Source organism: Sporosarcina sp. resist (assembly GCF_014302295.1).
GTDB lineage: Bacteria > Bacillota > Bacilli > Bacillales_A > Planococcaceae > Sporosarcina > Sporosarcina psychrophila.
Genome location: NZ_CP060287.1, coordinates 698,989 through 718,046 on the forward strand (window position 1 = coordinate 698,989; position 19,058 = coordinate 718,046).

The window sequence follows — 19,058 nt, forward strand, 5'->3', positions numbered from 1 at the left end:
TTCACCGGTAAATTCATACCGGTGAATCTTTTTTGATTGCTTAACTTCTTAGCGTACCAAGTTCAGCTGCAATTGCCTGCATTTCATTTGGTGTAATGTTAGTGCGTTTCATGACCATTTTGTACATATAGTACAAATCATCATATTTAGATGTGCTGAAATTCTCCGGATTCATAGCGGCTGAATTAACCATACGAAGTTTTTCTGTAATTTTGTCAATCATATAAGAAACATTTTCTGGTGTTGGGTTAGATAAATCCATAGTATAGTCCACCTTTCGATAAGCTTTGGACCTATCATTTCATTATTCTCCCGGACTGTCAAATAGAATTGGAAATCAACCTCGTTTTGCTGCTTCTCTTTCCTCTTTGAGTTTTGCATTGAAGCGTTTTGTTTCAAAGACGATGACCCCAGATAACCCGAGAAGTCCAATTAAGTTTGGTATTGCCATGAGTCCGTTCATTACGTCAGCGAATAACCAAACAGCATCAAGAGTTGCTGTAGCACCAACAAAGATGACTCCAATAAATACAATACGGTAGTAGATTAGAACTTTAGGATTCGGGAATAGGTATTGGAAACACTTCTCGCCGTAATAAGCCCAACCGAAAATTGTTGATGTTGCAAAGAATATCAATCCGATTGCAACAACAATCGGCCCAGCACCTCCAAGGAACTCGCCGAACGCGGCAGCTGTGAGAGAGCCGGCTTCAATGCTCTTGTCTTTCCACATGCCAGACATGACGATTGTTACCCCGGTAATTGAACAGATGATTAGGGTATCGAATAATACTTGTGTCATGGAAACGAGTGCTTGACGACCTGGTAAGTCTGTTCTAGCTGCAGCAGCAGCAATCGGAGCAGATCCAAGACCTGCCTCATTGGAGAAGAGACCACGTGCTACCCCGAAACGGATTGCCGCACCGATTGCGCCCCCAACAGCTGCTTCACCAGTAAACGCAAATTTGAATATCGTTGCAAAAGCTTCTGGAATCAAGTTGAAGTTCAAAATCATTACGATTAAACCTGCTATTAAATAGAAACCTGCCATAACCGGGACGAAAAACGATGTAACCTTACCAATCGTTTTAATGCCTCCAATAATAACCATTCCGCCTAAGACAACAAGAACAAGTCCTGTAATCCAATGGGGAACACTAAACGTTGAATTCAAGACATCGGCAACTGCTTTCGATTGTGTTCCGTTACCGATTCCAAATGCTGCAATCGCGCCAAAAATAGCGAATAAGACGCCGAGCCATTTCATTTTCAGACCGTGTTCAAGATAGTACATTGGTCCGCCCGCCATTTGTCCATTGGCATCCTTGACCCGATATTTAACTGCAAGAATTGCTTCTCCATATTTTGTAGCCATCCCGAAGAATCCGGCCATCCACATCCAGAACACAGCGCCTGGACCACCAAAGTAAATTGCTGTTGCAACTCCGACGATGTTCCCCACGCCGACTGTGGCGGCCATCGCTGTCATCAGTGCCTGGAAGTGAGAAATATCACCTTCTGATGTTTTATCCTGATTTCTTGAGAAAACGAGTTTTAGTGCATAAGGCAACATACGTATTTGAATAAGTCCTAGTCTTAATGTTAAAAAGATACCTGTTCCGACGAGAAGGATAAGCAAAGGCGGTCCCCAAATAAATCCGCTGGCCTTATCCAAAAAAGCTGTTAATCCATCCATTTCATTACCCCCAAGTAATTTATTTTTCGTGAATCCCTATTCCCTTTTAGCTCACATCCTCTCAGTCTCTCTAATTCGTCATCCCTATTGTCAATATTCCGAAAATTATCATCATTCGTCAAGCTTTATTTTTTAAATTCGACAATTTGTTTGTATTTCCTTTAGCTGGGGTATAATTGTATATGCGAAAGAGTTTGAATTGGAGGGCTTATAATGGGTAATAGCAAATTTGGTACGTTTATTATTGTTGGTGCACTTACGGGTGCGGTTGTAAGTATGTTCGATCGGAGTACGCGGAAACATATCGTAAAGAAATCAAATAATTGTATATCGGAAATGAAGTATTATGCGAAAAATACTGATGTGCTAAGATGGAAATTGGAAGAGAAGAAAGACAAGTATAAGTCTGTCTTTGAACAACTATCGGACGATGCATCATATATTAAAGCACAAGTAGAAGAGTTAAAAGCACTTACGCCACAAGTTAAAGGTTTAGTCATGGACACAAAGGATGCATTTGTTGAATCGAAAGATGAATACAAGTCAATTGTTAGTGAAACACCATAGGAATATAGTGTCGGTTTTAAAAGTAAACTGTATTGAAAGGGGTGACGAAAGTTTGAAGAATGATGAACGTTCAACACCTACACCGATCCAAGAAGAGAAAACTAGCAAGTATAAGGAGAAGATGGATGGCTTTATGGCAGACTCCGCAGCCATGAAGTTTTTGGATGATGTAAAAGAAGGTGAACTTGAGCAATTTGATGTCACGACAACAAATGGATTTTTCAAAGAACTGCTTGTCCGGATAAAAAAAGTCGACGTGACGGGCATTGGCTCGCAACTCGCCTTCTTTTTCCTTTTGTCCCTTTTTCCCCTACTAATCTTTATAATGACATTGTTACCTTATCTAAACTTTAACCAAGCGGAAGTTCTCTTATTGATTCGAGACTATGCACCAGAGAGCGTTGCTACGCTAATCGAGGACACATTAAAAGAAATCTTGCAAAACCGCAATGGTGGTTTACTATCATTTGGGATACTTGCGACGGTGTGGTCAGCATCTAAAGGAATGAACGCACTGACGAAAGCTTTGAACCGATCTTATTTTACGGAGGAATCACGTTCGTTCATCGTGGCCCGCGGTATGTCGGTTGTCTTTACTATCTTACTCGTCGCCGTGTTGGTAGTCGCCCTTGTATTACCAGTGTTCGGGCAACAGATTGGCGTACTAGTATTCTCTTATATGGGACTTGAAGATGGATTCATCACTTTGTGGGGTAGTCTGCGCTGGGTATTGCCGCCTGTACTAATCTTCTTCGTGTTTTCACTTATTTATTGGCTGGTACCTAACTTAAAAATTCACTTTATAAGTGTGCTGCCAGGAGCATTATTTGCTACGGTAGGCTGGATTCTGACATCATTTGGATTCTCATACTATGTCAATAACTTCGGAAGCTATTCGGGTACATATGGTAGTATCGGAGCAATTATTGTATTAATGATGTGGTTATATTTCTCAGCTATAATTCTGATACTGGGCGGACAGCTGAATGCCGTCACATTTGAGAGGACTCAGTTGAAAAGAGCAAAAGCAAAAAGCAATGCAGTCATGTAACAATGACGCATTGCTTTTTTTCTATATATGTTGAACGAGTGAATACCTATATAAACGGAGCGAAGGCGCCTTACAAGGGGATCTCTATTCCAATTATATCGTTAGAGAGATATAAATGAATTATTCAATGTGATTCAGCATCCTAAGCCCGTTTAAAATGACAAGGATAGTGCTACCTTCGTGGCCGATAACGCCAAGCGGCAGATCAACGACTTGCAGGAAGTTTGAAACAATTAACACCAAAATGATTGAAATGGAGAACAAGACATTCTGTTTCACAATCCGCTGCATTTTACGAGATAACTTGATGGCATAAGAGATACGTCTCAAGTCATTTTGCATTAGAACGATATCGGCTGTTTCAAGTGCAACATCGGTACCTTCACCCATTGCGATACCTGATGTTGCGGTAGCAAGTGCAGGTGCATCATTGATCCCGTCACCGACCATACCTACGTTTTTGTAGTCGATCAGGAGGCGTTTCAAATGATTGACTTTCATTTCCGGCAGACATTCTGCAACGTATGAATCGAGTCCGGCCTGTTTCGCAATAGCGGCAGCAGTTTTTTCATTATCACCTGTTAACATGATTGTTAAAATACCTGATTTTTTCAATTGTGTGATGGCCTCGATGGCCTCGGGGCGCAACGAATCTCTTAGTGCTGCCGCAGCGATAATACCTTTATCATCTCTCATGAAGATAATTGTTTTACCTTCATCGGCAAGAGAGAGGGCGACGCCTTGCTGAAACTCCTCTGTCAATTCTTTGCCGACAAAACGTGGATTTCCAACGAGAAATTCTTGTGTATCAATAATTGCCCGGATACCGTGGCCAGGTACATCTTTAATGTGAAGATTTCGGTCTAAGGTTATTCCTTTATTGACCGCATATTTTGTAATCGCGACAGCAAGTGGATGATTCGATTGGGATTCAATACTTGCAAGCATCGTTAGTGTTGCATCTGGATCTGCGCCATCACGTACATAGAAGTCTGTGACAATTGGTTTACCGTTCGTTAAAGTACCGGTTTTATCAAAAGCAATCGCTTTAAGTGAACCCAAATGCTCTAGATGGACACCACCTTTGAATAGAACGCCTTTCTTTGCTCCGTTAGAGACCGCGGCAAGTGTCGCTGGCATAAGAGATGCGACTAGCGCACAAGGAGATGCAACGACGAGCAGGACGATTGCCCGATAGAGCGTAGTCATCCAATCCCATCCAAACAAATAATGAGGCACAACCATCATGATTAGCACCATGATGATAACGGCTTTTACATACGTTCCTTCAAATCGTTCTATAAATTGCTGTGAAGGTGATTTCTCGCTTTGGGCACTTTGAACAAGTGTAATGATTTTTTGGAAAAGTGTTTCAGAACTAGGCTTTGTCATTTTTATTTGGATAGCACCGCTTAAATTGACTGTACCGGCGAATAGTTCGTCGCCGATTTCTTTTGTGACGGGAATGGATTCTCCATTAACGGCAGACATATCGATGGAAGAAACACCAAAAGTGATATTCCCGTCGACCGGAACCCTTTCACCTGGTTTGACGAGTAGAATGGATCCGACCATTAGGGAAGAGGTCGCCACTTTAATAGCAGTACCATCTTCTTGAAGGAGCCACGCCTCTTCAGGCTGTAATTCCATAAGTGCGGAGATTTCCTTATGGCTTTTATTTAGCGTGTAGCTTTCAAGCGCACCACTGAGTGCAAATATGAAAATAAGGACCGCTCCCTCCGCCCAGTATCCAATAAATGCAGCACCGATTGCTGCGAACACCATTAGCATCTCGACATTCAGTTCCTTGTCGTTAATCGTATCTTCAATACCTTCCTTCGCTTTGGCGAATCCACCTATAAAAAAGGCGGTGATATAGAGGGGGACAGAAAGGGTTTCCAATCCGTACTTACCACTTATCCAAGCTGTAAGAATTAGTGCACCTGATAGAATCGCAGCAATCAGTTCAAGATGTGCTGGCCATGTTATAGCTTCTTTTGGCTGTTGTTCAGTGAGAGTAGTCACAGTTATTACCTCCTAATTGATAATGATAGTCAATTTCAAATGGCTCATTAAAGTATGAAAGTCGGTTCCCATTGATGGGAACCGACTAATGTTGATAGATGATAATTGATATCATTTGATAATTATTATTGTTAATAAGCATAGTATATCCAACTGGAAAAGAAATAGATACTATTTTGTATTGAAGGTTGGGATGAGGGAGTTAGTAGTTAGTGAGGCTTACCGCAGATTATTCTAGTTCTGTCGTCCAGTTCGGTGGATTGGTCATAGAGTTTTTAGACTGTCGTATAGATTTCCGCAAGTTCGCTCTACTTCACGGACTATTAACCAACGTCTAATTAAAAAAAGGCATCTTATGCCGGGATTACTCCGACATTAAGATACCTTACTCAATTAGCTAAAAACTTTTTCTTTAAACTGAGACAGTTTTTCAAGCGAAGACTTGTCGACATCAGCATGCAAGCTGTTGCCGTGCGAGTCCATCGTCACAACTGCGGTGAAATCTTTAACGCGCAGATGCCACATTGCTTCAGGGATACCGAATTGAAGAAGGTCGACACCCTCGACTGCTTTAATACAGTCGGCATAATATTGCGCAGCACCACCAATTGCATTTAAGTAGACGCCGCCATGTTCTTCTAAAGCCGCCAACGTTTTCGGACCCATACCGCCTTTACCGATAACAGCACGCACTCCGAATTTTTTCATGATGTCGCCTTGATATGGTTCTTCACGTGCTGATGTTGTGGGTCCCGCAGCTTTGATTTCATAACTACCATCTTCATTTTTCATCACAACCGGGCCACAATGATAAATGATTTGTCCATCAAGATCGATAGGTGAGTCATTTTCTGATAAGTATTTATGGATCGCATCACGACCTGTATACATCATTCCGCTGATTTTAACAACATCGCCGACATTTAAATCACGGATCTGTTCTTCTGAAATTGGGGCCATGAGCTCGACAGTACGTGCAGTTTGTTTCGCTTCATCTTGATTATTATCATCTTGTGCGAAAGCAATTTTTTCTCCATCATTGTAATGCCAGTTCGTAATATTACCAGATCCAGCATCGATATCCACAGCCATTCGGCGGTATGCCCAACAGTTATATGCTACAGAAACATAGAAGCTTGCAGGGATCCGGTGCATGACGCCAATTTTACAACCGAGGAGGGTAACCTCGCCACCGAAGCCCATTGTACCGATGCCGAGTTTGTTTGCTGATTCCAGGACATATTCTTCAAGGTCAGCAAGTTTCGGATTCGGATTTAGGTCGTCTACTTCGCGGAAAAGTTGGTCTTTCGCAAGTTCGTAGCCCGAAGCGCGGTCTCCGCCGATTCCGACGCCAATGAAACCCGCAGAACACCCTTGCCCTTGGGCTTGATAAACAGAGTGTAAAATACATTTACGGATGCCATCAAGATCGCGTCCAGCACGACCAAGTCCGTCGAGTTCTGCAGGTAGGCTATATTGAATGTTTTTATTCTCACAGCCGCCGCCTTTTAGAATCAGTTTCACTTCGATATGATCTTGTTCCCATTGTTCAAATTTCACAACGGGGACACCTGTACCAAGATTATCTCCGCTATTATCACCCGTCAGTGAGTCGACAGAGTTTGGACGGAGTTTAGTGTCTTTTGTGGCTTGTACAATTGCGCGCTTAACAGCGGCCTTGATTTCAATTTGGTTGACTCCGACTGGTGTTTTGATTTTAAATGTTGGCATGCCGGTATCCTGGCAGATTGGCGACATTTTTTCATCAGCCATATTGATGTTTTTTGTAATCGTCTCAAGACTCATTGCTGCTCGTGTACCGGCATCTTCTAGCTCTTTTGCTGCAAGGATTTTTCGACGCACATCTTTTGGAAGATTCGTGGAAGTTTCGCAGATGAGATCATACATGCTTTTTTCAAGTTGTTCTATGTACATTCTCGATTTCCCCCTGTAGTTATAGCCTGTTACTTATCTAATTTGATTTTTTCCATCTGTTCTTCAAGGTCGTCTAGCAAACTTATTAGCTGATCGATTTCCTGAAGGTCAGCTGTTTCTGGTTCAATTGTATCCAGCGTTTCAAGAAATTGATGAAGCCTAGTTTTTAATCCTTCAACATGTCCGTTATTTTGTGCTTTGTCCAATCCGTACACCTCTTTTCATTAGTATAAGCGTAAACGAAAAAACGGAATTTATCAATGAAGGGGAATAGAACCTTTTCAAGTAGTTGAATATTCTTTTTAACATAATCTTTACAATACATAATCTATGTGCTATGATTCATTTAATCAAACGAAAGGGAGGATGACGGTAAGGGTAATCACAACGGAAACCAAGGAGGTTGAGAACTTTAATTAAAAAAAAGAAAGCTCAACAATGTAGGTATCGTTATACCCAAATTTAGTCCTGTGGAGGTGGAGTCTCAAAAAAATACAGACAGCGTTAGTGATTGCTTGAATGTAAATGTGAGAAGTAAACATAAAATTATAGAAAGGTAGCGAGAACAGGTTAAAGACGAAGTGAAAGAATTTAAGAAGGAGGGGATTCGTAAGTGTCCGCTGGCAGTGTGCCAGGAGACTAATACGACTTATGCAGATGGAAAGTGAAGGTTCAATTCATACGTAAAGGCTCAGCCGTAATCTGACAAACAGATATGGACTGGGCCTTTATATTTTTTTGCGTAATCACCGTTTTCATGTGCTAAAATTATACAATGATCTTTAAAGCAGGGAGCGGTTATTCATGGATACTTTTTCACAACAAGAGAAGCGCCGTTTTTGGATACTTGTTATTATTGTCTCGATTTCTGGATTTTCACAAGGCATGCTGTTGCCGCTTATTTCGGCCATCTTCGAAAAGGATGGCATTTCGAGTTCAATGAATGGTTTGAATGCTACGGGTTTATACATAGGAACGTTACTTGTTTCACCGTTTATGGAGGCGCCGCTCCGGCGTTTTGGCTATAAGCCAATTATTGTTGGGGGCGGGATGCTTGTTTTTATATCGTTACTGCTGTTCCCATTATGGAAAAGCGTCGTGTTTTGGTACGTACTTAGGTTGTTTATTGGCATCGGGGACCATGCACTTCATTTTTCAACTCAAACATGGATTACTAGTTTTTCACCGCAACAAAGATTGGGTCGCAATATTGCGATTTATGGTTTGTCATTCGGCGTCGGATTTGCGGCGGGTCCCTTATTCGCGCCACTTGTCAATGTGTTTGAAGGCTTACCGTTCATTGTATCGGGATTACTGTGCATGCTTGCATGGTCGCTAGTCTTCATGCTGAAAAATGACTTCCCGGATATTATGAAAGGAAAGTCCGATAATGAACGACTTTCCGCACGTTTTAAAGGAACGATGGCTGTTGCTTGGCTTGCTTTTCTAGGGCCATTTGGATACGGTTTTCTTGAGTCAACACTTAACGCGATGTATCCGGTATATGCGCTCAGAAATGGCATTGAATTTACATCTGTAACAATTATTCTCGCCACATTTTCTGTAGGAGGGATTATTTCTCAGTTACCTCTTGGTATGCTATCCGATAAGATAGGAAGAAGACCTGTCTTTCTTGCTGCACTCGGAGGTGGATCAATCTCGTTTTTCATCGCAAGTACTATGGAAACATCTATAACTGCTGTTATAGTTATGTTTTTCGTTGCTGGACTTTTTTCAGGTTCTATTTTTTCCCTTGGTATTTCGTACATGTCCGATTTGACACCGAAGCATCTGTTACCGACGGGGAACTTGTTATGCGGAATTTTCTTTAGCTTAGGCAGTTTGACAGGTCCATTTCTGGGTGGTCTCTTCCTAGAGTTTGATGCCGGGTTTAGTTTCCTACTGCTGATTTCATTGTTTTTGGCTGTGTTGTTCGTTGTTTCTTTTATTGGGAAACTGAAGCAACGCCCGATTGCAGCATAAGAAAAAGCGTCCAATAATGGACGCTTTTTCTAAGCTTAGGAAACTATAAAATCACGTACTGTGGATAAGCTGCGTTCCTTAACAGGCGCTTGCGCTTTTGTTCTTGTCTAGCAGGCGCCTTACGCATTTCGTATTACCTCAAAATCGAGTTGACGTTTTCGTATTCCAAAACAAGATCGTCAAGCGTTTGGAAAGTATAACCTGCTTTCTTGGCGTCTTGGATAAAGGAAGGTAAAGCTTGTGCGTTATCAGGCGAAACTGTGTGCATTAGAATGACGGCGCCGGGATGTAGCTGTTTCATTAGTTCACCATAAGCAAAGTCACGACCTTTGGGTTTATCGGCGTACCAGTCAATGAATGCGACTGACCAGAAAATATGCCTGTATCCGAGTTCGTTGCCTTTGGCGAGGACTTTGTCATTGAATACGCCTTCAGGAGGCCTAGTGTAGTATGTCCGTTCGAGTCCGGTTACTTCATTCAACAGCTTGTCGAATTTAGTCCATTCTTCTTCCATTCTCTGTTCGGATAGATTGGCCAAGTTCGGGTGTCCATACGTATGGTTGCCGATTCCATGGCCTTCCGCAATCATCCGTTTGACGAGGGGGAGAGCACTTTTTAAGTAATGTCCCGTGAGAAAGAATGTCGCCGGAGCGTCCTCTTTTTTCAATGTATCTAAAATACTTTCCGTATAGCCGTTTTCATAGCCGTTATCGAACGTCAAATAGACATTTTTTTCGTCAGGCTTTCCTTTATAAATGGCCCCATGTTTATCGAGCATTGAATCAAGTGCAGCGCCAGCACTAGGCTGGATCCCCCCTGTAGCTTTCTTGAAGCCCCAATGAAATTCATCTGCCTTAGCTGAAAATGGATTAAAAACAAATCCTACCATTACAATGAAAGTTGCTAATAAAATACCTGGTCCATGTTTTTTTATCATCAAAAACGCACCTTTCCTTTTAGGGTAGGATGCGCAGATGAAGCCGAACTATACGTCTTTATTGTACAAATCATTTAGTGCAGACTCTAGCGTCGGAAAATGAAATTTAAAACCGTTGTTCAGTAGTTTTTCGGGTAAGACATGCTGACCTTCTAGAACGAGTGCGCTTTTTTTACCAAGCACTATTTTCATTATGAATGAAGGAACTGGTATCCAGTGTGGTCTATGTAACACTGAACCGATTGTTTTACCGAAGTACTTCATTCGTTTGGGAAAGGGTGATGTGACGTTTACGGGTCCGTATACTTGTGGATTGCTGAGTGTAAAAGCAATTGCATGTGCGACATCTTCTATATGCACCCAAGATACCCACTGATTGCCTGAGCCGACTGGTCCTCCCGCAAATAATTTGTACGGCAGTACCATAAGTGGCAATGCTCCGCCGTCTATTCCGAGTATGACCCCGAATCTCATAAATACGACGCGTATACCCTCAGATTCGACTGATACTGCTTTCTTTTCCCAGTCTGTTACAGTCTGACCGAGAAAGTCGTCCGCATAATCCAGTGATTCTTCTGTGTAAACATTATCTTCCGATGCTGGATAAATACCAATTGCACTAGCGTTTACAAGTACAGCCGGTTTTGTTTGCAAAGCGGAGATGATTCGCAGTAATTCATCGGTTGCTTCCATTCGACTTGCGTAGATTTGTTTACGATGTTCAGCGGTCCAACGCCCCTCGTTGATGGATACGCCGGCAAGGTTGACGAAGGCATCAGCTGAAATAATTTCATTTTCCGGATAGGTATCTTCCTGAAGCCATTTAACGTATTTTATATTGCCATCAATTTTACTATCTTTTCTGGATAAAATGATGATTTCATGGCCTTCATTCAATAAAGTATCCGTTAATTTCTGTCCGACAAAACCAGATCCACCTGCAATGACTATTTTCATTTTCCGACACCCCCATTAGGATTCTATACCCTATATTGAAACCAATTAAGCTGAAGCACAAGGACGGAACATGTATACTAAAAAGAAAGCAAGGGAGGCGTGTTAAAAGTGCCTGTTATTACTAAAATATCACAACAGAAAAAAGATCTCGAACGATACAATATTTTCCTAGATGAAAAGTATGCATACAGTGTCCACGAATCGGTGCTTGTCAAATTCGGTCTAACGAAAGGGATGTCCCTTGAAGACTGGTCGATTGATGAGATGGTCTATGAAGACGAGATACGGAAAGCATTTAACCGAGCACTCCATTATCTTGGTTTCAGAATGCGCAGTGAGTTTGAAGTGAAGAAAAAACTTTTGGAATTAGGATATGGGGAAGCAATTGTACTAGAAGCACTCGTGAAGTTGAAAAGCCTTGGGTTTCTAAATGATGAAACCTATTCAGATGCACTTCTTCAAACACGGAAAGATTCATCTGGTCAAGGTCCCAAAGCAATTCAGCAAGAGATGCATAAAAGAGGGATAGGGAAGGAATTACAGATTAAAGTGCTTGAATCTTATTCGGAAGATGAACAGCTTAAAATCGCAACGAAACTTGCAGAGAAGACAGCGAATTCAAACCGCTCTGTAGCCCCAGCTCAATTAAAACAAAAAATCCAAAATGCATTGCTTCGAAAAGGGTATTCCTTCGACCTTATTAAACAAGCACTTGCGAATATTAATTTTGAGCGCGAGGAAGATGAATGGACATCCATCGCCGATTCAATAGGAGAGAAAGCATGGCGTCGCTATAGCTCGAAATTTAGTGGACGGACCTTGAACGACAAAGTAAAACAGGCGATGTATCAAAAGGGTATCCCGTTTGAGCGAATTGATCATTTCATTGATAAAAAGGAGAATGAAGAAGATGGAGATTGAAAAAAAATATAGTGCAATGACAGAACATGAATTACGTACAGAAATCGGAAGACTGCGTGAAAAAGCGCGCAAATCCGAACAATTGGGCATCCTTAATGAGTATGCGGTGTACCAACGCAAAATGGTTATGGCACAATCTTATTTAATTGACCCAAGTACAATTGTGCCTGGTGAAATGTATCGAATTGACGGGGACGAAGGAATGTTTTTTCAAGTCGACTACTTAAAAGGACGTTTTGCCTGGGGTTACAGACTCGGGGGCGAACGTGCAGATGAGGCGCTACCGATTGCCATGCTAAAATCAGTAAAAGAAGGTAAATAAGAAAAGCGTAAGGCGCCGTTTAGCCCCGACAAGTAGGAGGGATGCTGTTCAATCCCTCCCTGCTGGAAGTCTTGATGATAAAGGCGTACTTTGCCTTTTCAGCGAGACTGAAGCGACTCGAGGGGCTGGCGTCTGGAGTCTAGACATCAATCCATATAGAGAAACTTGTATTTACTTACCTTCGTCTCATGAGTTAGGTGCAAAGTTGAGTTTTTTGCGTAACTTATCCTCGGAGAAAATCCATCCTGTATATGAATTGATGACGTTCAGTTCCTTGTCAATATGTGCAACAGCAACAAATGGGTAATAGCCTTTGCTACGGTAACGAAGATCGATTAAGCGTACTTCACAGATGTCATCGATGTAGGTAATAGACCATCTGTAAATGGGTGAAAATGATGTGAAAGCTTTAATGTTTTTATCGCCCATTGCCACATCAATTTCAGGGGATTTTGGCATAGGTTCCCGTTTAAAGCGATCGTAAATATTAACAGATCTACCGTAAGCGCGTCCAACATAGTGGCACTCTTTTGATGAAGCAGCTATTCTCCATTGGAAAAAGCGCATTGTCGGTGCGATAATAATTTCCGTCGCATCGGGGACGGTATAAAAGACGGCTTTTTTAACGGCCGATTTGACCGCAAATCGCAATAAATAATAAAAGAATATTATTACGTATGTCGTCAAAATCGTATAGACTGGATTTACCCCCATTGCCCAAATAATTAGCGCGATGGCGTGTAATATGAAAATAATTGGATCGAATGTGTTAATGACTCCGATGGCGACCCACTTGTTGGAAAACGGCCGTAATGCCTGCGTTCCATAGGAATTGAAGATGTCGACAAAGACATGTAGAAAGACGGCTAAAAAGGTCCAAGCCCATACATGTAAGAAGTTGGCTTCTGGGACGATAAGAGACATAAGTATTGTAATAAGTAGCGGCCATAATAATACCGCGGGAATTGAATGTGTAATCCCTCTGTGATGCCGTATGTAGACAGCGTTATTTCTCAATTTTAATACGGTATCGATATCTGGGATAAGTGAGCCGACGATAACACTTGCAACGACGGCACCCATTGTCGCACTATCAGTTAAAACGACAGGATCTGCCAGAGCGAGGCCGCCAAGTGCGACACCCATAACAATATGTGTTCCAGTATCCAAATTATCACTCCTTTTACCTAAACAGTCGTGCCAAGCATGGGATTGACTTTTTTAATCACACCTCGGAGTGATTACGCCCAGATTTTGAATTGAGCTTGTTCCACTACCTACAAAATCTGTGACATCCGGGCCAACGAGGAGGAATTGCAGTTCATTCCTCCCTGTAGATTCGTTCGTATTCATCTCGCCACATAATAGAGTGGGAGACTTCTTTAGCTGACGCTTCGCTTTCAGTACAAAAAGATTTGCTGAATGAAAGCTAGAAGCCATATACATATCAATACCCGTTTGTGCTCAATGATAAGCATATGCGATAAGGAGGAAATGATGCAAATAATAGTGAAGAAAGACGAATTCCGCGAAGCGCTTCTTTCCTGGTATCGTCGTGAAAAAAGAGATCTGCCTTGGAGAAGAACGTCGAATCCATATTACATTTGGGTCTCCGAAGTGATGCTGCAACAAACGGGGGTAAATACCGTTATACCTTATTATGAACGGTTTATCGCAAGTTTTCCGACGATGGAAGCACTCGCGGGGGCGGAAGAAAACGATTTATTGAAAATGTGGGAAGGTCTTGGTTATTATTCGCGGGCAAGGAACTTACAAGCAGGAGTGAGGGAAGTTGTGTCGGATTATGGCGGAGAGGTTCCTTCCAATAGAACGGAGATTTCCACATTGAAAGGCGTTGGCCCGTACACTGCTGGAGCGGTTCTCAGTATCGCTTACGGGGTTCCTGAGCATGCCGTAGATGGGAATGTTATGCGTGTCATATCGAGATTGCTTCTTATAGAAGAAGATATTGCGATTCCGCGTACAAAAAAGATTTTTGAAACGGTAGTCATGGATTTAATAGACCAAGAAGATCCTTCCTCTTTTAATCAAGGACTGATGGAGCTTGGCGCGACAATTTGTACCCCAAAACCGAAATGCCTTCTATGTCCGGTTCGTGACTTTTGTTTAGCTTTCCAAGAAGGCAGGCAAGAAGCGTTACCTATAAAAACGAAGAAAACGAAAATGAAAATTATACCTGTTGCATCATTTGCAATTCAAAATAGTGAAGGTGAGTGGTTAATGCGGCAACGACCTTCGAAAGGGCTACTTGCAAGTTTGTGGGAGTTTCCAATGGTCGAGCCAGCGGATGATAAAACACCACAAAAAATGGCTCATGAACATTTCGGTATCGAACTAGTGGGGATAGTTGATATACTAATTTTCAAACATATCTTTTCCCATTTGACATGGGAGATGAAAAGCTTCGGGGCACGGATTGAAAAGACTGATATAATCCCTGATGGTTACCAGTTTTTCTCGCAGGAAGAAGTGGAAGCGCTGCCGAAACCAGTGCCGGTTTTAAAAATTTGGGATGAAATTAAACGAGGAGGACTAAAATGATGGCTGAAAATAAAGTAGCAATGGTGACAGGAAGTTCAAGAGGATTAGGAAAAGCACTTGCGATTGAACTCGCAAAACAAGGTTATGATATTGTAGTGAATTATGCACGAAGCCGTTCTGCAGCTGAAGAAACAGTGAAAGAAATCGAGGCACTTGGCAGGAGAGCAATTATGATCCGTGCAAATGTCGGTGATGTTAAAAAACTTCGTACGATGTTTGAACAAGTAAAAGAGGAATTTGGCCGTTTAGACGTATTTGTTTCAAACGCAGCATCGGGTGTTTTGCGTCCAATTATGGAACTCGAAGAAACACATTGGGATTGGACGATGAATATCAATGCGAAAGCAATGCTATTTGGCGCACAAGAAGCGGCAAGACTTATGGACAAAGGCGGAAAAATCCTTGGAGTTAGCTCACTTGGATCTATTCGATATCTTGACAACTACACGACAGTAGGCGTTTCGAAAGCGGCAATTGAATCGTTGACTCGCTACCTGGCTGTCGAGCTTGCGCCACTAGGAATTGCTGTTAATACTGTTTCGGGCGGCGCGCTTGATACCGAAGCACTAAAACATTTCCCTAATCGTGATGAATTGCTAGAAGATGCGCGTATTAATACGCCAGCGGGTCGCATGGTTGAAATTGAAGACATGGTGAAAGCGGCGATGTTCCTGATCTCGGCTGATTCGGATATGATTCGTGGACAGACGATTATTGTCGACGGCGGACGTTCGATTTTACTGTAAAAAATTCCAATTGAATAAAAAATGTCTCCTTGCACATGATAGTTGTACGGAGGTGAAAATCCATTGACCAAAAATAACCCGAATCAAACTGATGCGAACCAAGTACGAAAACAGAACCAAGCATCACAACAACAAAACCGAAATGCAATGAATGAGGAGTTTGCTTCTGAAACTGATGTAAATCAGGTTAAGAAACAAAACCAACAATCAATGCAAAAAATGCACAACCAAAAACAAAATCAAAATGCGATGACTGAGGAGTTTGGTTCCGAAACTGATGTAAATCAAGTTAGGAAACAAAACCAACAATCCGAAGCAAACAAAACCAATGCTTCTGGACAGCGCTCGAATCAGTTCGAGAACGGTTCGAAATAAGTAAATGGATACCGCCGGCCGGCAGGAGCTTTACGCTTCTGCCGGTTTTTTATGGATACAAATGACGTCATGAATGGAAATAAAAGTTGAAAGGTTTCAAATAGTACCGTTCTGTTGGTATAATGATGAGATAATAATGGCTTCGAAATTTTCCGGCAACCAAAAGGTGGGTTAATCATGACGATTGCTAAAGAAGGAGAAACGATACAAGTACATAGTTATAAACATAATGGTAAAATCCATCGGGTTTGGCAGGAAACTGTAGTATTGAAAGGAACGCGTAATATTGTCATCGGTGCAAATGAAAGGACGCTTGTAACAGAGTCGGACGGACGCACATGGTTGACACGCGAGCCTTCCATTTGCTATTTTCACGCTGAGCATTGGTTCAATATCATTTGCATGTTAAGAGAAGATGGTGTTTATTATTACATTAACATGAGCTCACCTTTCGTTTATGATAACAAATCATTGAAGTATATTGATTATGACCTTGACGTAAAAGTGTTCCCGGATATGAGTTATATGATTCTTGACGAGGATGAATATGCTGAACACAGGAAACAAATGGGCTATCCTGATGTCATCGATCAGATATTACAAAAGAACCTGGATACCTTGCTAGGGTGGATTAAGCAGCGGAGGGGACCATTTGCTTCCGACTTCATTGAAGTATGGACTTCCAGATATGAATTCTACAAACAGGTCAAGAAAAGTAAGTGAAAAGCCTGATTGCAATTGCAAGGATGCAGTCGTTGCGACAGGATATAGCAACCTTAGACTGCCTTCCTTTTTCACTTATGCCTGTCGCGAAAGATTGCGACAGGCATTTTTAACTCGGGTCGGAAGCTAGACTCCAGGCGCCAGCCCCTCGAGTCGCTTCAGTCTTGCCGAAAAGGCAAAGATCGCCTTTATCATCAAGTCTTTCGGGAGGGATTGAACTGCATCCCTCCAACTTGTCGGGGCTAAACGGCGCCTTACGCTTTTCTTAGTAGGAGGTACAAAGATGGGTGACAGTATAAAACGCTATATGAAGTTTGTTAAGCCATACAACTGGTTAATAATATTGACGATACTTATTGGAATTGTAAAATTCGCAATTCCTTTATTCATTCCATTGCTGATGAAAATTGTAATTGATGACATTATCGGATCGGATACACTTACTAAAGCAGAGATGACGCGCCAATTATTTTATTGGCTTGGTGGGACAGTTCTTGTGTTCTTTATCATCCGCCCTCCAGTTGAGTATTACCGGCAATATTATGCCCAGTATGTGAGCAATAAGATTTTGTATGATATACGGAAAGAATTGTATTCACATCTGCAAAAATTGAGTCTTAGCTACTATTCAAATACAAGAGCTGGAGAAATCATTTCGCGCGTTATAAATGATGTGGAGCAAACGAAAAACTTTGTAATGATTGGTCTTATGAATGTTTGGCTTGACCTCGCGACAATCATCATCGCAGTTGTCATTATGCTGACAATGGATGTTCCGCTGACGCTTGTGACTCTACTTGCATTCCCTTTTTATGCGTACAGCGTCAAACACTTTTTCGGGAAACTGCGGGAGTTGACTGGGAAACGATCCCAAGCACTTGCGGATGTGCAAAGCTACCTGCATGAACGCGTTTCTGGAGTAAGTGTCATAAAAAGCTTTGCACTTGAAGATGAGGAACAACAACGTTTCGATAAGACAAATGGCAACTTCCTCGATAAAGCAATTGATCATACAAAGTGGAATGCGAAAGCATTTGCAGTTGTCAATACGATTACTGATGTTGCACCGCTTCTCGTTCTTGCGTATGCGGGCTATCAGGTTATCAATAATGATTTGTCAGTTGGAACGATGGTTGCCTTCATCGCATACATCGATCGCGTGTATAATCCATTGCGACGATTGGTCAATGCATCGACATCACTCACACAGTCATTTGCCTCTATGGACCGTGTTTTTGACTTGATGGAACAGGAGTATGATGTAACAAATAAGTCCGGTGCAACCCAACTACCTCCAATTGAAGGGGAAATTGAGTTCAACAATGTGAGCTTTACGTATGAACAGGATGGGGAAACAATCCTGGATGGTATTAATTTCACTGTGAAGCCAGGTGAAACAGTCGCGTTTGTAGGCATGAGTGGCGGAGGGAAATCAACTATCGTTGGCTTGATACCAAGATTTTATGATGTGGCGGGCGGGACTGTGCGTATTGACGGGTATGATTTGCGTGACGTCAATATAAAATCGCTTCGTGAACAGATTGGAATTGTTTTGCAAGATACTATATTGTTTAGTGATTCCGTGAAGAGTAATATTTTGATGGGGAAATCGGATGCAACAGATGAAGAAGTGATTGCTGCTGCTAAAGCGGCGAATGCACATGAGTTCATCGAAGGGCTCCCGCTCGGTTACGATACCAAAGTAGGGGAACGTGGCGTGAAGTTATCGGGTGGTCAGAAGCAACGAATTGCGATTGCACGTGTCTTCTTGAAAAATCCACCGCTCCTTATCTTAGATGAAGCGACATCCGCACTTGACCTTGAAAGTGAGGCGCTCATTCAGGAATCACTTGAACGACTTGCGCATGAAAGAACAACCCTCATTGTTGCTCACCGTTTGTCGACAATTACACATGCTGATAAGATTTTCGTCATTGATTCAGGGCAGTTAAAAGAGACGGGTACACACGAGCAATTGATGAAATTACAAGGAATTTACTATGGTTTGTTCCAAGTACAAGTACTTGGAAATTCAAAATGATATATAGTTCAAATAAAGAATCTTATTGAATGTACTGCGGCTCCAGATTAGTTATATAGGCATTCATTTTTTTAACATATATAGTTATTCTAACGTTGAAAAAATAACTTCCCATTGAACTTGACGAAAAGGGCATTGGATTTAGTTGAAACTCCTATATAATAATTAGGTCGGAGTTCGGAGCGTTTTAGCGGTTATCAGATCCATAGTGAGTGGA

General features: G+C 41.9%; 18 protein-coding genes. 10 read left to right on the plus strand and 8 right to left on the minus strand.

Annotation, left to right across the window (positions count from 1 at the left end; all coding sequences use genetic code 11):
• Window positions 1–40: 40 nt before the first annotated feature.
• Both H7992_RS03400 and H7992_RS03405 read right to left on the minus strand, forming a co-directional pair.
• On the minus strand, window positions 41–262 hold the full coding sequence (locus H7992_RS03400; RefSeq protein WP_067205771.1) for a DUF1128 domain-containing protein: 222 nt from the start codon (window positions 260–262) through the stop codon (window positions 41–43).
• 75 nt (window positions 263–337) lie between these two features.
• Window positions 338–1,696, minus strand: a complete 1,359-nt coding sequence (locus H7992_RS03405; protein ID WP_067205774.1) for an alanine/glycine:cation symporter family protein — start codon at window positions 1,694–1,696, stop codon at window positions 338–340.
• 213 nt (window positions 1,697–1,909) lie between these two features.
• On the opposite strand from H7992_RS03405, the gene H7992_RS03410 reads away from it, so the two are divergent.
• Both H7992_RS03410 and H7992_RS03415 read left to right on the plus strand, forming a co-directional pair.
• The gene (locus H7992_RS03410) at window positions 1,910–2,263 is read left to right on the plus strand and encodes a hypothetical protein (RefSeq protein ID WP_067205777.1); all 354 of its coding nucleotides are present in this window, start codon (window positions 1,910–1,912) and stop codon (window positions 2,261–2,263) included.
• Window positions 2,264–2,315: 52 nt separating this feature from the next.
• Window positions 2,316–3,314, plus strand: a complete 999-nt coding sequence (locus H7992_RS03415; RefSeq protein WP_335339514.1) for a YihY/virulence factor BrkB family protein — start codon at window positions 2,316–2,318, stop codon at window positions 3,312–3,314.
• A 120-nt stretch (window positions 3,315–3,434) separates the two neighbouring features.
• Here the strand turns inward: H7992_RS03415 and H7992_RS03420 are convergent, their stop codons facing one another.
• The 3 genes from H7992_RS03420 to H7992_RS03430 form a co-directional block, all read right to left on the minus strand.
• The gene (locus tag H7992_RS03420) at window positions 3,435–5,339 is read right to left on the minus strand and encodes a heavy metal translocating P-type ATPase (protein WP_187046646.1); all 1,905 of its coding nucleotides are present in this window, start codon (window positions 5,337–5,339) and stop codon (window positions 3,435–3,437) included.
• A gap of 393 nt (window positions 5,340–5,732) precedes the next feature.
• Window positions 5,733–7,274 carry a fumarate hydratase gene (locus H7992_RS03425; RefSeq protein WP_067205783.1) on the minus strand — a complete coding sequence of 514 codons (1,542 nt, stop codon included), beginning with the start codon at window positions 7,272–7,274 and terminating at the stop codon, window positions 5,733–5,735.
• A gap of 29 nt (window positions 7,275–7,303) precedes the next feature.
• A complete protein-coding gene (locus H7992_RS03430) occupies window positions 7,304–7,480 on the minus strand; it encodes an SE1561 family protein (RefSeq protein WP_187046647.1) in 177 nt (58 codons plus the stop codon).
• A gap of 598 nt (window positions 7,481–8,078) precedes the next feature.
• Between H7992_RS03430 and H7992_RS03435 the strand changes: the two genes are divergently transcribed.
• A complete protein-coding gene (locus tag H7992_RS03435) occupies window positions 8,079–9,257 on the plus strand; it encodes an MFS transporter (protein ID WP_067205786.1) in 1,179 nt (392 codons plus the stop codon).
• A gap of 133 nt (window positions 9,258–9,390) precedes the next feature.
• On the opposite strand, the gene H7992_RS03440 is transcribed toward H7992_RS03435, so the two are convergent.
• Both H7992_RS03440 and H7992_RS03445 read right to left on the minus strand, forming a co-directional pair.
• Window positions 9,391–10,194, minus strand: a complete 804-nt coding sequence (locus H7992_RS03440) for a polysaccharide deacetylase family protein (RefSeq protein WP_187046648.1) — start codon at window positions 10,192–10,194, stop codon at window positions 9,391–9,393.
• 48 nt (window positions 10,195–10,242) lie between these two features.
• Window positions 10,243–11,151 (minus strand): TIGR01777 family oxidoreductase, encoded by a 909-nt coding sequence (locus H7992_RS03445; protein ID WP_187046649.1) that lies wholly within the window; start codon window positions 11,149–11,151, stop codon window positions 10,243–10,245.
• 108 nt (window positions 11,152–11,259) lie between these two features.
• On the opposite strand from H7992_RS03445, the gene recX reads away from it, so the two are divergent.
• Window positions 11,260–12,072, plus strand: a complete 813-nt coding sequence (gene recX / locus H7992_RS03450; protein WP_187046650.1) for a recombination regulator RecX — start codon at window positions 11,260–11,262, stop codon at window positions 12,070–12,072.
• Window positions 12,062–12,394 carry a YfhH family protein gene (locus H7992_RS03455; protein WP_187046651.1) on the plus strand — a complete coding sequence of 111 codons (333 nt, stop codon included), beginning with the start codon at window positions 12,062–12,064 and terminating at the stop codon, window positions 12,392–12,394. The genes recX and H7992_RS03455 overlap by 11 nt, the downstream gene beginning before the upstream one ends.
• 186 nt (window positions 12,395–12,580) lie before the next feature.
• Here H7992_RS03455 and H7992_RS03460 read toward each other — a convergent pair whose 3' ends face one another.
• On the minus strand, window positions 12,581–13,564 hold the full coding sequence (locus H7992_RS03460; RefSeq protein ID WP_187046652.1) for a metal-dependent hydrolase: 984 nt from the start codon (window positions 13,562–13,564) through the stop codon (window positions 12,581–12,583).
• 327 nt (window positions 13,565–13,891) lie between these two features.
• Here H7992_RS03460 and mutY point away from each other — a divergent pair, with 327 nt between their 5' ends.
• From mutY to H7992_RS03485, 5 genes are all read left to right on the plus strand, one after another.
• Window positions 13,892–14,956 (plus strand): A/G-specific adenine glycosylase, encoded by a 1,065-nt coding sequence (mutY, locus tag H7992_RS03465; RefSeq protein WP_187047777.1) that lies wholly within the window; start codon window positions 13,892–13,894, stop codon window positions 14,954–14,956.
• Window positions 14,956–15,702, plus strand: coding sequence for an enoyl-[acyl-carrier-protein] reductase FabL (fabL, locus tag H7992_RS03470; protein ID WP_067205809.1), 747 nt, complete (start codon window positions 14,956–14,958; stop codon window positions 15,700–15,702). The genes mutY and fabL overlap by 1 nt, the downstream gene beginning before the upstream one ends.
• A 63-nt stretch (window positions 15,703–15,765) precedes the next feature.
• Window positions 15,766–16,077, plus strand: coding sequence for a gamma-type small acid-soluble spore protein (locus H7992_RS03475; protein WP_067205811.1), 312 nt, complete (start codon window positions 15,766–15,768; stop codon window positions 16,075–16,077).
• A 177-nt stretch (window positions 16,078–16,254) separates the two neighbouring features.
• Window positions 16,255–16,800, plus strand: coding sequence for a nucleoside tri-diphosphate phosphatase (locus H7992_RS03480; RefSeq protein ID WP_067205814.1), 546 nt, complete (start codon window positions 16,255–16,257; stop codon window positions 16,798–16,800).
• Window positions 16,801–17,083: 283 nt separating this feature from the next.
• Window positions 17,084–18,841, plus strand: a complete 1,758-nt coding sequence (locus H7992_RS03485) for an ABC transporter ATP-binding protein (RefSeq protein ID WP_067205817.1) — start codon at window positions 17,084–17,086, stop codon at window positions 18,839–18,841.
• The last annotated feature ends 217 nt before the right edge of the window (window positions 18,842–19,058 follow it).

What these genes read in the sequence shown, in the direction of transcription:
- H7992_RS03400 (WP_067205771.1), bottom strand. Translation starts at nt 262, where the DNA reads ATGGATTTATCTAACCCAACACCAGAAAATGTTTCTTATATGATTGAC.
- H7992_RS03405 (WP_067205774.1), bottom strand. Translation starts at nt 1,696, where the DNA reads ATGGATGGATTAACAGCTTTTTTGGATAAGGCCAGCGGATTTATTTGG.
- H7992_RS03410 (WP_067205777.1), top strand. Translation starts at nt 1,910, where the DNA reads ATGGGTAATAGCAAATTTGGTACGTTTATTATTGTTGGTGCACTTACG.
- H7992_RS03425 (WP_067205783.1), bottom strand. Translation starts at nt 7,274, where the DNA reads ATGTACATAGAACAACTTGAAAAAAGCATGTATGATCTCATCTGCGAA.
- H7992_RS03435 (WP_067205786.1), top strand. Translation starts at nt 8,079, where the DNA reads ATGGATACTTTTTCACAACAAGAGAAGCGCCGTTTTTGGATACTTGTT.
- H7992_RS03440 (WP_187046648.1), bottom strand. Translation starts at nt 10,194, where the DNA reads ATGATAAAAAAACATGGACCAGGTATTTTATTAGCAACTTTCATTGTA.
- H7992_RS03445 (WP_187046649.1), bottom strand. Translation starts at nt 11,151, where the DNA reads ATGAAAATAGTCATTGCAGGTGGATCTGGTTTTGTCGGACAGAAATTA.
- H7992_RS03455 (WP_187046651.1), top strand. Translation starts at nt 12,062, where the DNA reads ATGGAGATTGAAAAAAAATATAGTGCAATGACAGAACATGAATTACGT.
- mutY (WP_187047777.1), top strand. Translation starts at nt 13,892, where the DNA reads ATGCAAATAATAGTGAAGAAAGACGAATTCCGCGAAGCGCTTCTTTCC.
- fabL (WP_067205809.1), top strand. Translation starts at nt 14,956, where the DNA reads ATGGCTGAAAATAAAGTAGCAATGGTGACAGGAAGTTCAAGAGGATTA.
- H7992_RS03480 (WP_067205814.1), top strand. Translation starts at nt 16,255, where the DNA reads ATGACGATTGCTAAAGAAGGAGAAACGATACAAGTACATAGTTATAAA.
- H7992_RS03485 (WP_067205817.1), top strand. Translation starts at nt 17,084, where the DNA reads ATGGGTGACAGTATAAAACGCTATATGAAGTTTGTTAAGCCATACAAC.